The organism is Marinomonas spartinae (genome assembly GCF_900089775.1).
Lineage (GTDB): Bacteria > Pseudomonadota > Gammaproteobacteria > Pseudomonadales > Marinomonadaceae > Marinomonas > Marinomonas spartinae.
In genome coordinates this window covers 25445-39073 of record NZ_FLOB01000006.1, presented here as the reverse complement: position 1 = coordinate 39073, position 13629 = coordinate 25445, and the positions used below count along the sequence as shown (strand labels likewise).

At 45.5% G+C, this 13629-nt stretch carries 12 protein-coding genes; 4 read left to right on the top strand and 8 right to left on the bottom strand.

Annotated elements, in window-relative coordinates:
* Window positions 1-96: 96 nt before the first annotated feature.
* From paaK to paaF, 6 genes are all read right to left on the bottom strand, one after another.
* Window positions 97-1416 (bottom strand): phenylacetate--CoA ligase PaaK, encoded by a 1320-nt coding sequence (gene paaK, locus MSP8886_RS13295; RefSeq protein WP_067017205.1) that lies wholly within the window; start codon window positions 1414-1416, stop codon window positions 97-99.
* Between the two features lie 151 nt (window positions 1417-1567).
* Window positions 1568-2782 (bottom strand): 3-oxoadipyl-CoA thiolase, encoded by a 1215-nt coding sequence (gene pcaF, locus MSP8886_RS13290; RefSeq protein WP_067017203.1) that lies wholly within the window; start codon window positions 2780-2782, stop codon window positions 1568-1570.
* Window positions 2775-3239 carry a hydroxyphenylacetyl-CoA thioesterase PaaI gene (gene paaI / locus MSP8886_RS13285; RefSeq protein ID WP_067017201.1) on the bottom strand — a complete coding sequence of 155 codons (465 nt, stop codon included), beginning with the start codon at window positions 3237-3239 and terminating at the stop codon, window positions 2775-2777. Before paaI ends, pcaF begins: the two co-directional genes overlap by 8 nt.
* On the bottom strand, window positions 3226-4761 hold the full coding sequence (gene paaH, locus MSP8886_RS13280) for a 3-hydroxyacyl-CoA dehydrogenase PaaH (protein WP_306455649.1): 1536 nt from the start codon (window positions 4759-4761) through the stop codon (window positions 3226-3228). The genes paaI and paaH overlap by 14 nt, the downstream gene beginning before the upstream one ends.
* The gene (gene paaG / locus MSP8886_RS13275) at window positions 4761-5552 is read right to left on the bottom strand and encodes a 2-(1,2-epoxy-1,2-dihydrophenyl)acetyl-CoA isomerase PaaG (protein WP_067017197.1); all 792 of its coding nucleotides are present in this window, start codon (window positions 5550-5552) and stop codon (window positions 4761-4763) included. Before paaG ends, paaH begins: the two co-directional genes overlap by 1 nt.
* 68 nt (window positions 5553-5620) lie before the next feature.
* On the bottom strand, window positions 5621-6406 hold the full coding sequence (paaF, locus tag MSP8886_RS13270) for a 2,3-dehydroadipyl-CoA hydratase PaaF (RefSeq protein ID WP_067017195.1): 786 nt from the start codon (window positions 6404-6406) through the stop codon (window positions 5621-5623).
* Between the two features lie 376 nt (window positions 6407-6782).
* Between paaF and MSP8886_RS13265 the strand changes: the two genes are divergently transcribed.
* Together MSP8886_RS13265 and paaX are read left to right on the top strand one after the other, a co-directional pair.
* Entirely contained in the window at window positions 6783-7373 is a 591-nt protein-coding gene (locus tag MSP8886_RS13265; protein WP_067017193.1) for a phenylacetic acid degradation protein PaaY, read from the top strand.
* 67 nt (window positions 7374-7440) lie between these two features.
* Entirely contained in the window at window positions 7441-8367 is a 927-nt protein-coding gene (gene paaX / locus MSP8886_RS13260; RefSeq protein WP_067017191.1) for a phenylacetic acid degradation operon negative regulatory protein PaaX, read from the top strand.
* Between the two features lie 59 nt (window positions 8368-8426).
* Here paaX and MSP8886_RS13255 read toward each other — a convergent pair whose 3' ends face one another.
* Window positions 8427-9680 carry a dihydrolipoamide acetyltransferase family protein gene (locus tag MSP8886_RS13255; protein WP_067017189.1) on the bottom strand — a complete coding sequence of 418 codons (1254 nt, stop codon included), beginning with the start codon at window positions 9678-9680 and terminating at the stop codon, window positions 8427-8429.
* A gap of 10 nt (window positions 9681-9690) precedes the next feature.
* A complete protein-coding gene (locus MSP8886_RS13250; RefSeq protein WP_067017187.1) occupies window positions 9691-11796 on the bottom strand; it encodes an alpha-ketoacid dehydrogenase subunit alpha/beta in 2106 nt (701 codons plus the stop codon).
* Window positions 11797-11957: 161 nt separating this feature from the next.
* Between MSP8886_RS13250 and MSP8886_RS13245 the strand changes: the two genes are divergently transcribed.
* Window positions 11958-12440: an Lrp/AsnC family transcriptional regulator gene (locus tag MSP8886_RS13245; protein WP_067017185.1), complete on the top strand. Its 483-nt coding sequence runs from the start codon at window positions 11958-11960 to the stop codon at window positions 12438-12440.
* 247 nt (window positions 12441-12687) lie between these two features.
* Window positions 12688-13608, top strand: a complete 921-nt coding sequence (locus MSP8886_RS13240) for a helix-turn-helix domain-containing protein (protein WP_067017184.1) — start codon at window positions 12688-12690, stop codon at window positions 13606-13608.
* The last annotated feature ends 21 nt before the right edge of the window (window positions 13609-13629 follow it).

The window sequence follows — 13629 nt, the reverse complement described above, 5'->3', positions numbered from 1 at the left end:
TATTTTTTTAAATTAATGTATCATAACAATCGATAATAAAGCCTCTTTCTTCCTCAAAAGAGGCAACACTCTATTATCACACAAGAAAAAAGATCGTTAAGCGGATGCTCGCTCATCATAAACATGTTTGGCTTTACCCTCTGAACGAGCAATACTGCCTATTTCTCTGAGCTTAACGTTAATACTGATGCCCACAGACGACTTCACATGGTGGCGCAACTGATTGATTGCGTCGTTGATTTTTTGCTCATCAAAATCCGCACATTCAGGACGCAGTTCAACATGCACCTCCATACCATCCATATTCCCTTTGCGATACAAATGTATTTCATAGCTCTCTGAAAAGTGATTTACTTTAATCACTTCTTCTTCGATTTGCGTTGGAAAAACGTTCACCCCGCGAATAATCATCATGTCATCGCTTCTGCCAGTAATTTTGTCAATGCGGCGCATGCGACGGGCAGTACCGGGTAACAAGCGAGTTAAATCCCGTGTACGGTAACGAATCATTGGCAAAGCTTCTTTACTGAGGCTGGTAAACACCAATTCGCCCATCTCGCCATCTGGCAATACTTCACCTGTATTTGGATCAACAATTTCAGGATAGAAGTGATCTTCCCAGACCGTTGGTCCATCCTGACTTTCTGCGCATTCCATCGCCACCCCTGGCCCCATAATTTCGGACAAGCCATAAATATCCATGGCTCGGATACCTGCACGCTCTTCGACTGAACGACGTAACTCTTGCGTCCACGGCTCGGCACCAAAAATACCTAGGCGCAGCTTAAGGTCGAGGGGATCAATACCTTGTTTTTCCATTTCATCCAGCAAATTCAACATATAAGATGGCGTCACCATAATAATGTCAGGCTGAAAATCTTGAATCAGACGCACTTGCTTTTCGGTTTGCCCACCAGACATAGGGATTACCGTGCAACCAAGACGTTCAGCACCATAATGTGCTCCTAAGCCTCCAGTAAACAGACCGTAACCATAGGCATTGTGCAAAATATCCCCTTTGCGTCCACCCGCAGCACGAATTGAGCGAGCCACAATATTGGCCCAATTATCGATGTCATTTTGGGTGTATCCAACGACCGTTGGTTTACCCGTTGTACCACTTGAAGCGTGAAGGCGAACCAGTTGATTCACTGGTGTGGCAAACATTCCGAATGGATAGTTATCACGTAAATCTGATTTGGTAGTGAAAGGAAGTTTGGCAAGATCGTCCAAGGTTTTAATATCATCTGGGTGCAACCCTAACTGATCAAAACGTTGTTTATACATAGGAACATTGTTATAGGCATGATTCACCGACCATTGCAAACGCTCTAATTGATGGGCTCGCAATTCATCAATACTAGCAACTTCCATTGGATCAAGTTGATCTGGATTAAACCGGCTACGAATATCCATTGTTACACTCTCTCTATTTATTATTTTTAGAATTCAGTCTTCACGGTTGCATTCACTCTTGGTAATACAACCTCATGATTTTGACGTCTAGATTCGTTAATTTTTACGACTACGGCGTGGCCCACAACGCCACGACGTCACGAACAGAGCCTTAATTTAAGCGCTCAATCACCATTGCTATCCCCTGCCCTACACCAATACACATAGTACACAAGGCATAACGCTTCTGTTTAACTTCCAACTCATTCAACGCTGTTGTAATCAGGCGCGCACCGCTCATGCCTAGTGGATGACCTAATGCAATGGCACCGCCGTTTGGATTAACTCGAGCATCGTCATCGGCTAAACCAAGTTCACGCAATACCGCCAAGCTTTGCGATGCAAAGGCTTCGTTTAATTCAATAACATCCATATCTGCTAGGGTAAGACCGACTTGTTCGAGCACCTTTTTAGACGCCGGAGCGGGACCGATTCCCATAATGCGCGGTTCAACCCCCGCCGCCGCCATACCCAACACTCGTCCACGGGCTTTTAAGCCGTAGGACTTAGCGGCCGCTTCACTTGCCAACAACAAAGCACAAGCCCCATCATTCACACCTGACGCATTTCCTGCGGTAACGGATCCGTTACCATCTTTTCGAAAAGGCGTTCCAAGCTTCGACAATACTTCTAAGCTGGTGTCTGCGCGAGGATGCTCATCCTGACTCACTACGACTGGGTCACCTTTACGTTGTGGAATAACCACGGGCACAATCTCTTGCGATAAACGCCCATTCTCTTGAGCAATCGCGGTTTTTTGCTGACTACGCACCGCAAACAAATCTTGATCAGCGCGGGAAATGCGAAAATCTTCCGCCACGTTTTCAGCGGTTTCAGGCATAGAGTGGACGCCATATTGGTCCTTCATCAGCTTGTTCACAAAGCGCCAGCCAATGGTCGTGTCATACATTTCTGCTTGACGAGAAAAAGCTTGATCCGCTTTTCCTACAACAAACGGGGCTCGCGACATGGACTCCACGCCACCGGCAATCATCAATCCCGCTTCGCCAGCACGAATAGCTCTGGCCGCCGCGCCAACCGCATCCATACCAGAACCACACAAACGGTTTATCGTCGAGCCTGGCACATTGTGTGGCAGCCCTGCCAACAAGGAAGACATGCGCGCCACATTGCGATTGTCTTCACCAGCTTGGTTCGCACAGCCATACAAGACATCATCAACTTTTGACCAATCCACTGTCGGGTTCCGTTCCATGAGTGTTTTAATAGGAATGGCCCCCAAATCGTCTGCCCTGACTTTAGAAAGCGCACCACCGTAACGTCCAATTGGCGTACGAATAGCATCAATAATAAGCGCATCAGTCATTTACGTTCTCCTGTGAAAGTATTTCACCTTTAAGGCGGTAAGATTTACCGTGAAATAGAGCGATCAATTGATCTTGTTGATTGTGAATCTCGACATCGTAATTTCCGGTACGGCCACCACGACTTTTCTCATGGCATCTTGCTATCAGCACATCCCCTTGAAAAGCGGGGGCGACGTAATCAATGGAGCAACCAAGGGCAACGGTCGGTTGGTTGTAGGTATTACAAGCAAACGCAAAGGCCGAATCCGCCAAGGTAAACATATAGCCACCATGACAGGTTTTATGCCCTTGCAACATAAAGTCTTGCACGGTCATTTTGACCAAAGACTCGCCTGGTGCCGAATCCAGCAACTCAATGTTCAGATGTTGTGTTGCCACATCACGGCGATAAAGTTCCTGAGCGCACTCTTTTGCCAACACAAGTGCATCGGTTTGAGTATCGTTATTTGTTTTCATAAAACCCTCTCCCCTGATCTGACAATCTTTTCAGCAGCAGAGAGGTTCGATAACGATCTTCCCCATAGGAGGTTTGCAAGGCATTAAGCACCTGCTGGACACGGTCAATACCAATCCGATCAGCCCATGCCAGTGGCCCTAGTGGATAATTCACGCCGTAGCGCATCGCGTTATCGACCCCTTCCACACTGGACACACCATTTAATACGGCATCCGCCGCTTCATTCGCCAACATGGCAACGGTGCGCATCACCACCAAAGCAGGAGAGTCCGCTACCTCAGAAACCTTAATCCCTACAGCAAAGAACGCATCCACCACCTGCTGAAAAACGTCATCTGGCGTATTGTGAGCACGAGATAAAGCAAGATGTGTTGTCTTTTGATAATCCAAAGCCAGATCCACCAGCACCAAATTCTCTAGCGACTCGCTATTGGCTCGTTCACTTGCCATGCGTCCATCGGTCAATACCACTGTCGCATCGCCGATTTTTAAAACGTTAAGCAGGGATGAAGGATCCTGGTCGACGGTAATGCCTGAACCACTGAGACGCATAACTAATGCAGACAGAGCATCAAGGTTCCCCATTGCCACACATGAAGGCGCTGGATGATGGGAAGGAGGAACACTATGCGGCTCAGGTTTTACCGCACCTTCTTTATAAGAGTAAAAACCTTCACCACTTTTACGACCAAGGTAACCGGCATCGACCAGATCTTTTTGAATCAAGGAAGGTTGAAAACGAAAGTCACCATAATAAGCATCAAAAACCGAACAGGTCACGGCATAGTTAACATCCTGACCAATTAAATCCGTCAGTTCAAAGGCCCCCATTCGAAAGCCTCCTGCCTCGCGCATTAAGGCATCTAACGTCGCACAATCGGCTACCTGTTCTTGCTTTAGTCGCAGACTTTCTGCGTAAAATGGACGTGCCACTCGATTCACAATGAACCCCGGTGTCGATGCCGCATACACAGGGACTTTCCCCCAAGCGGCCGCTGTATCAAATACCGTTGTCGCGATCTCTTTCGAGGTGACCAAACCTGAGACCACTTCCACCAGCTTCATAATCGGGGCGGGGTTAAAGAAGTGCATTCCCACCATACGCTCTGGATGTTTCATTCCCGCTGCTAAACGGGTAATGGAAATAGACGAGGTGTTTGTCGCTAAAATACATTGCGCAGAACAAATAGACTCTAGTTCTGCAAAGACCGCTTGCTTCACGTCCCTATTTTCAACAATCGCCTCAATCACTAGGCCTGCATGTTCAAAATCCGCTAATTCATTTGCCACTTGTAGGTTGGCGACTGTTTGCTGAACTTGCTCTAGGGTGAATTTTTTACGCTCGACTAAGCGCTTCAGTTGCTTTTCAATGGAAGCGATGGTTTCTTTTGCAGCATCAGCACGATTATCATAAAGCTTCACAAGATGGCCTGATTGAGCCGCTACTTGGGCAATCCCAGCGCCCATGGCGCCAGCCCCAATCACACCAATCATCATTGATTTGTCTAAAGCTGCCATCATTACTCTCCTTTAAACTCAGGAGTACGTTTCGCCATAAAAGCAGCCACCCCTTCACGATAATCTTGGGTTTGTCCCGCTAAGCGCTGCAAATCACGCTCTAACAGCAATTGCTCTTCTAAGCCATGGTCAAATGTCTGATTTAACGCCCGCTTAATATAAGCCAACCCTTTTGTAGGTTGCGTCGCCAAATGCTGAGCTAGGGTTAAGGCTTCTTGTCGAAGTAATTCATCATCCACAACGCGGTTGACTAATCCCATTTCCAACGCGGCGTCGGCGCTGACAGGTTCACCCAATAACGCCATTTCTTTTGCCTTTGCCATCCCAACTAAGCGCGGTAAAAACCAAGTGCCGCCCGAGTCTGGAATCAGCCCAATTTTGCAAAACGCTTGGATAAACTTAGCTGAACGCGCCGCAATAATCAGATCACAGGCTAGAGGAAGATTGGCACCGGCCCCCGCCGCAACACCGTTCACCGCGCAAATAACAGGCATAGGTAAGGCTTGAATGGCTTTAATCAGAGGATTGTAAAATTTCTCAATTGAGATACCTAGGTCGGGTGCATCAGCAGTGGGATCCACATTGCGATCAGACAAATCCTGTCCGGCACAAAACCCTCGCCCCTCCCCTGTTAAAACCAAAACACGAACTTGTTTATCACTCTTAATTTGCTTAAACGCCTCACGCACCTCTAAGTGCATGGCCTCATTAAAACTATTAAGTGATTTAGGACGATTCAGGCTAAGCAATGCCACACCCGAGTCCACTGAGTATAAGATATGTTGGAAGCTCATTAAGATAACGCTCCTATTATTATTGTTGGACACTTTGAACACGACGTTGTGCAAAGGCCTCTTCTAAATTATTGACCCGTAAATTTGGCAGGACGTTTTTCTAAGAAAGCAGCAATGCCCTCTTCACGGTCTTTGGTGCCAGCCAATACCGTAAAAGCATGCCTTTCGAAACGTAGACCCGTATTTAGATCTGTATCCATGCCTTTTAGTATGGATTCTTTCGCAAGACGTAATGCCAATGGACTTTTCTTAGCAATCTGGGAGGCGACTTCCATCGCTCGGGTAAGGGTTAATTCTGGTTGGGTAATTTCACTAATAAGACCTGCCTCTTTCGCTTGAAGCGCGTTAATCGGCTGGCCTGTCAGCACCATTTGCATGGCAAGGGATTTACCGACAGCACGTACAAGGCGCTGGGTACCACCAGCTCCGGGCATGATGCCTAGATTAATCTCTGGCTGACCAAATTTGGCATCGGTTCCGGCGATAAGAATATCAGCGTGCATTGCGAGTTCGCAGCCACCCCCTAAACAGTAGCCATTAATAGCGGCAACAAGAGGCTTAGGAAAACGGCTAATACTTTGCCAGCTTTGTTGACGAGGATCCTTTAGAATCCCCACCATATCTCGTTCGGCCATTTCTTTTACATCTGCCCCTGCCGCAAACACACGGGCAGAACCAGTTAGTACAACGACTTTCACTGACTCATTCGCTTCAGCTTCTTCTAATGCCAGCGCCAACTCACCCAGCATGGCGGTTGTCAATGCATTTAGCGCTTCAGGACGATGTAACTGAATTTGCTGTACACCATTGGCCGGTGAATGAACATCTAGCATGCTATATAGACTATTGGACATTTGACCTAACTCTCTATTCATTTAACGCACGGTTTATTTTTTTATTTGTCAGCCTTAAAGACGCGATACATTGATCTAAGTCATGATCAGCCATTATAAGATGACTCAAAAAGAGACACGGTTCAATGTTTTTTTTAATTATTTTTGTATCACTTAAAAGATATTGAATAAAATTAAAATAAAGTATTAAAAAACAATTAGTTAAATTTTCAAAAAAGATAAAATTGATTTTTAATAACCGATTCATTAGCAAAAAAACCAAAATTTAGATTAGATTAAGACACAATATTTGTATAAAATTCCAAATAGTTGAAGTATTAAACAGATAGGTAATACCAAATACAAAAACAGACAAATACAAAAAGAGAGAAAAACGATGGCCTGTTACAAAATTGATGGCGTTACGCCTGTGGTTCACCCAACCGCTTATGTTCATCCTACTGCTGTCTTAATTGGTGATGTTATTATTAAACAAGGCTGTTATGTTGGCCCAGGCGCCTGCTTAAGAGGTGACTTTGGTCGTATTACCATGGAAGAAGAATCGAATGTGCAAGATAACTGCGTTGTTCATGGGTTTGCTGGCAGTCATACCATCATCGGCAAACATGGGCATATCGGTCACGGTGCCATATTACACGGTTGTGTTATCGGTGAAGACAGCTTGATCGGCATGAACGCTGTGGTGATGGACGAAGCGAACATTGGGGCAGAATCTATTGTCGCCGCAGCGGCCTTTGTTAAAAGTCGTTTTTCTTGTGACGCTCGCTCACTCCTAATGGGCAGTCCAGCAAGACTCGTCCGACAAGTCAGCGATGAAGAGTTAAAATGGAAACAAACCGGAACGCAAGAGTACATCGACCTGACCACTCGCTGTTTGGAGTCTATGGTTGAGTGTCATCCCTTAACCGAACCTGAAGCCGATAGACCCAGCTTGAAAACGGGCTATCATAAGCCAAAAAATAATTAGCTTTACTCTTAAGGCACCATTTCAGAGAATGGTGCCTTCAATCAAACGATACTCATAGCCTATCTAAATGAATGAATTAAAAACACTTAACACTCTACTGAAGCGTTTTCAAAACCAAAAACCTATTAGGGCGTCCTCTTTAATTATTTCTCTCTATGGTGATACCATCGAGCCCCACGGCAGTACCGTTTGGCTAGGTAGCCTAATCAATGCCCTAGAGCCGATAGGCATTAGCGAACGTTTAATGAGAACCTCGATTTTTCGCCTGACACAGGACGGTTGGCTCGAGAGTGAAAAAGTCGGCCGTAAAAGCTATTACCGCTTAACGACGCAAGGACACAGAAAATTCGAGCAAGCTTTTCAGCGCATTTATAGCCCGAACATACAAACTTGGAACGGTTCATGGCTACTCATTATTGGCAGTCATCTCAATCCTGATGAAAAAAAGCAGCTAATGGATGAGCTTCAATGGCAAGGCTTTGCCACGTTTTCCACGCAACTGATTGCCAGCCCATGTTGCGAGAAACAAACCCTCAAAGCGATTTTGCTCTCCCTTAATCTAGAAGAGAAAGTCATTGTCTTTGAGGCCTCATCAAACACCCAGTTTAGCAACAAACCGATACAAGAATTGGTTAGAGACTGCTGGAATCTGGACGCTCTCAGCCAACATTACCAAGAGTTTATCGAATTATTTTTACCGGTTTGGCAAGAGCTTTCCGAGCTGGATACACTTGACCCGCAGTCTTGTTTTTTAACGCGAACCCTACTGATTCATGACTACCGTAAACTCTTGTTAAGAGACCCACATTTACCAAGAGAACTTCTCCCAATAGACTGGGAAGGCAGAGCCGCACGCCAACTGTGCCGAAACATTTATCGCAAACTCACGCCAGCAACGGAAAAATGGATTGAGCACAATCTAGAATCCGTTCACGGGCCATTGCCAGAAGCCAACGCTTTATTTTATGAGCGTTTTGGTGGGCTTAATAGCTAACACGTCCTGATCATACAGGGCATCAGAAAATAACGCCCTGTATGATATTCATTGCCTTGCTACTTTCCCCACTGTTCAATTGTTTCAACAAAATGACTCAGGAATGCGTTCGCCTGATAGGCATCTAATGCCCTATGATCAATGCTAAGGGAAACGTAACATTTGGGACGAATGACCATGGCATCCTGTCCATCCACCTCTTCGACAACTACTCTTTTTTCCAGCTTACCAATGCCCAAAATCGCCACCTGGGGCTGGTTAATAATAATGGGGGCCGCCAACAGGCTACCACTGACTCCATGATTGGATATGGTAAAGGTCCCTTCTTTCATGTCTGCTGGGGTCAACTTACCCTGTCTGGCGCGCTCCGTTTGCTGTTGCAGCAAGGTAGCCACTTCAAACAGTTTCTTCATCTGTACCTGCTTAATAACAGGCACGACAAGCCCATCGTCTCCCAACGCGGTCCCCACTCCGATGTTAATGTCTTCCAATACTTCTAAGCTTTCCTCATGAAATCGTGAGTTGATGGAAGGGACTTTTTGGATGGCCTGGGCCGCAGCCACCACAAAATAGGCGGTAAAGGTCAACTTCACACCGGCTTCATCAAAGCCCATTTTACACAACTTTCTGTGCTCGATAACGGCCCCCATATCCATTTCAAAGACGCTAGTCACATGAGGAGACGTGTGCAGTAAGCTATCTACCATATGATTGGCAATTTTCTTGCGCATGGCGGTATGAGGAACGAGCTTACTTTTTAAGCCTTCGGTTTTTGCCGATGAAATAGGAGCATCTGACTGACTTTGTTCGCTGTCAGCCTGAGCATCAATAAAGGCGAGAATATCATCTCGCGTAACACGTCCACCCTTCCCCGTTCCCTCAATAGAGGACAAGTTCAAATCATATTTTCTTAGTAGCTTTCGAACGGCTGGCCCGATTAAGTGACGCTTAGAACCCTCTTTAGGGGCATCCCATTGATCGGATACGGCTTCTGGTTCACTTAATGAAGTGTCATTAGTAACCTGAAGTGATGCTTTGTCTACCTCTGCTTTATCGACTGCTGATTGTTCACCACAATTTAAGTAGCCAAGGATGGTCTTTTCATCAACATTATCACCCGATTTCGCCACGATTTTTCCAATGGCACCATCATTTTCAGCACACACTTCCATCGACACTTTGTCGGTTTCCAGTTCCAATATTGGATCGCCTTTTTTAACGTGATCCCCCTCTCCAACCAGCCAAGTAGATAATACTGCCGCAGTTCCTTCCAATGCACCGACTGGAAGCGTAATCATCATGGATTCATTCATCGTTTTCCCCTCACACTTCAATCAGTTTTTGCATCGTGAGAGCGATCTTTTGCTCACTCGGCACCGCTTTTTCTAACAACAAGAAATTATGAGGATTTGGGATATCAGGCATGGTTAAGCGTTGAATCGGAGCATCAAGACTAAAGAATAATTCATCGGCTAACGTTGCAGCGATTTCCGCCCCAAACCCAGCGGTTTTGTTATCTTCATGAACAATCAAACAACGTCCAGTTTTCTCAACGGAAGTCAGTATGGCTTCTTTATCCCAAGGCTGAATGGTGCGAAGATCGATCACCTCTACACTCATATCAAGACTTAGCGCCGCTTTCTCACAACGCTCCACCATTGCCCCCCAACACACCACGGTTAATGCCGAGCCTGAAAGAATGGTCTTAGCTTGGCCAAATGGAATGACATAGTCATCACCAGGATATGGCCGACGGGACCAGCTATTGTCCAGTAAAGAACGATGTTCAAAGAAAATAGTCGGATTGTTATCTCGTAGTGCGTAACGAAGTAAACCTACGGCGTCTTCGGCATTGGAAGGCATGGCCAATTGCCAACCCACTTTATGCGCCCACTCCACTTCATCACTCATGGAATGCCATGGATCGCCTCGGCGAGCAAACCCGCCCGGAATTCTGACGACCATAGGCGCGGCAAATTGGTTATTGGTTCGCCAACGCATAATCCCCGTATCGGACAGTTGCTCTGCAGCCGGTTCCGCGTATTTGCGGAACTGTATTTCTGGTACAGGCATTAAGCCACTCAAGGCCAACCCCACAGAACGACCAATAATCCCTTCTTCAGATAAACTGGTATCAAACACTCGCTGATTGCCAAACTTTTCATTCAAACCAAGCGTTGCCGCGTGAACGCCCCCTTTTGGGCCGACGTCTTCACCGAATACAATGACTTTAGGGTTCGTCTCTAACTCGTTGTCCAATGTTTTACGAATCGCCGTTAACATATTCAAACGGGAGCCCTCAGGCTTAGGCTGATCACTTTGAGCTGGAAAAGTATGACCACTGGCCGCCAACCCACCTCTAAGCTGGACCTGGTCTTTTTCAGCATAAACAAAGCGCGTAAGATTGTCTGGATCAGGCTGCTCACGCTGTTTCGCTTTATCCACAGAATGACGGATATCACGATAACTCTCATCTTCTAAGTCCTGCCATTCGTCGGCAGTCATAAAGCCATTGTTTAGTAGATAGCCCTTGAGTTTAGGCAATGGATCTCTTGATTGCTCACTCGCAATAAAGTCTGCATCTTTATAGGTTTGCGTGTCTTGAAAAGTGTGACCACATAAACGCGGTACTTTTAGTCGAAGCAAGCAGGTACCCTGCCCAGATCGAACATACTCGACGGCCTCTTTTATCAATACTGGCGTCAATTCTGGGTCAGTTCCGTCGCCATCAATAATCTTTAGGTTTTTATAAGCTTTAAGATTTGCCACCTGATCACCGCCAGGCGTTTGCACTTCCTGAGGCACAGAAATGCCATAGCCATTGTCTTCAATGTAAAATAAATGCGGTAGATTATTGGTGGTCGATATGTTTAATGCCGCCCAAAAACCACTGGTTGACATGGAGGAATCCCCTCCCATTGAGACAGCAATTGCGCCAGAATAGCTTGAATCATTTAGCTGGTTTTTATGATAAAGAATGGATTGTGCCCAACCAGAGATCGGTGTGTATTGCGCCCCGACGCCGCCACACATAGGAAACAGCATGGCACCCTTTCTATTGGCATTGGGAAAATTACATACCACGCCAATGTCTCTTCCATCACTGTAACCTCCGGCTTTGGCCATTGGGGAAGCAACAACATCATCTAAATGAATACCAAGGCTCATTACAAAAGGTCTAGACCGATAATAGCCAGTTGCCCCATCGTGCGGATGGGTTAGCAGAGAGCCTAACAAAATCTGGGCAAAATCGTGACCACGGGCAGAAAACTGATTAAACACCAGCTTTTCAGGCACCAATTCTTTCTCTTCAATTTCATCAAGGGCCCGTGATTGCAACATCAATCGGCTGATATGCGTCCAATCGACAGCGGGCTCACTTTTGGAGGGATACTTTGTGTTGATAGTTTCTCTCAATACATCATTCATAGTTGTACACCATTTTGTTGGCAGCTTTTCAGCTTTGTTGTTATTAATATGATGTAGTTAATGTTATCGACGTTTTAGCGAAATTATCTTTCTTAATTGCTGAGCTTTTGCCAAACTAAGCAATATCGTTTCTCCAAATAACAATAAATGGAAACATTCTTATGCTTGATAAGTTTGATATCAGTATCTTAGCCGCTTTACAAAAAGACGGACGCTTAAGTAACAAGGAGTTAGCCGAGAAGATTGGTCTTTCGACCGCGCCATGCTGGCGACGCTTAAAACGTTTGGAGGATGAAGGCTATATAACCAACTACACGGCTGAGTTAAACGCCAAAAAAGTGAACTTGCATGTGATCGCTTTTGCTCAGGTGTCAATGGACAACCATCACCCAGAAACCTTGGCCCCGTTTTTAACAATTGTACGGGAATGCCCAGAAATACAAGAATGTCATTCCGTCAGTGGCGATTGCGATTTCCTGTTAAAAATCATCACCAAAAACTTAGACAGTTATGACGAGCTGTTAAGTAAAAAGCTGCTCCAAGCCAAAGGGGTGCGCTCTGTCAACACCATGTTTTCAATGAAACAGCCCAAAATCACCAGAGAATTTCCTTTGAGCTTATTTCCCATCAGTGAACCGACTTGACGACCCACCAGTGCCATTTTGATTGCTAAAAGCACTTGGCGATAGCACCTTGGATGTTGTACTGTTGACAGCAATGGAGCCCCATATTTTTGGATTTCTCATCATTGAGCTTTCATCGAGCCATGAGCAGGTTCAATAATGACCCGGTAAGGTCTATCAAATAACAATAATGAAGAAGACCTTTGTGTGAAATCGCGGACGAAGCCGCCGCGCAAAGGTCTCATAAAGAAATTCCAATGAGGTCTAGATGAAACCGCTTCTTCAATCTCATCATAATCATTTGCCCGTTGAGGTGTTTGCTTCTGAACTCCGTCAAGTCTGCGGATTATTTAACATAGAGCCTCAATCCAGCTCGAGTGTTATTAATGGAAGCATAGCAACAAGGCGCTTTGGCGCGTTTGAAGCCGCGATTGTTGATGTTGACTCTGTGCATATAGAGCGGGATAAAGCATCCATACGCCAAGACCCAGGGGAATACTTTTTCCTTTTAATACAAGATTCAGGATACAGCCAAGTTCAGCAAGGGAATAATACAGTCGAGTTACGTCCTGGCGATATGTTTCTTGTCGATTCCGTCAAACCATCTCTGTTTCGATACGATTATGGTCAATCCCGCCAAATATCATTTCATATACCCCGTGATGAGGCCGTACATCGCTTTGGTAATGTCGATTGTGGTGTAAACATCTCACGGGATGATCCTCTTTGGCTTGCCATGTATTCTGTTCTAAAGAAAATGATTGACTATGAATGCATGGATCAACAGCATTTGGGCGAGGCATTTATTAGTTTAATCAGCGCCTACCTTCATACTAATCATCGGGTTGATCATGCAGAGCCAAGTGAACAGTTACTGTCAAAAGCCTTAGCGCTCATTAACCGCCATTACTTACATTCAAACTTTTCTCCACGGGAAATCGCGTCTCACCTGAATATTTCCGAACGAACATTACAGAGACATTTTCAAGTATTAGGTGAAACGCCAAAACATAGAATTATCAGCTCACGGCTAGAATATGCCTACAAGCAGCTTTGTTTACGAAAAGACGGTTTGCTGGATGAAAGCATTACGGATATTGCATTACGCTCTGGGTTCAATGATCTATCCTACTTTTATCGTGAGTTTCGCAAAAAATACAATATGCCTCCCAGTTTGATGGAACAATGACGTAATCGTCCAATACGGTTG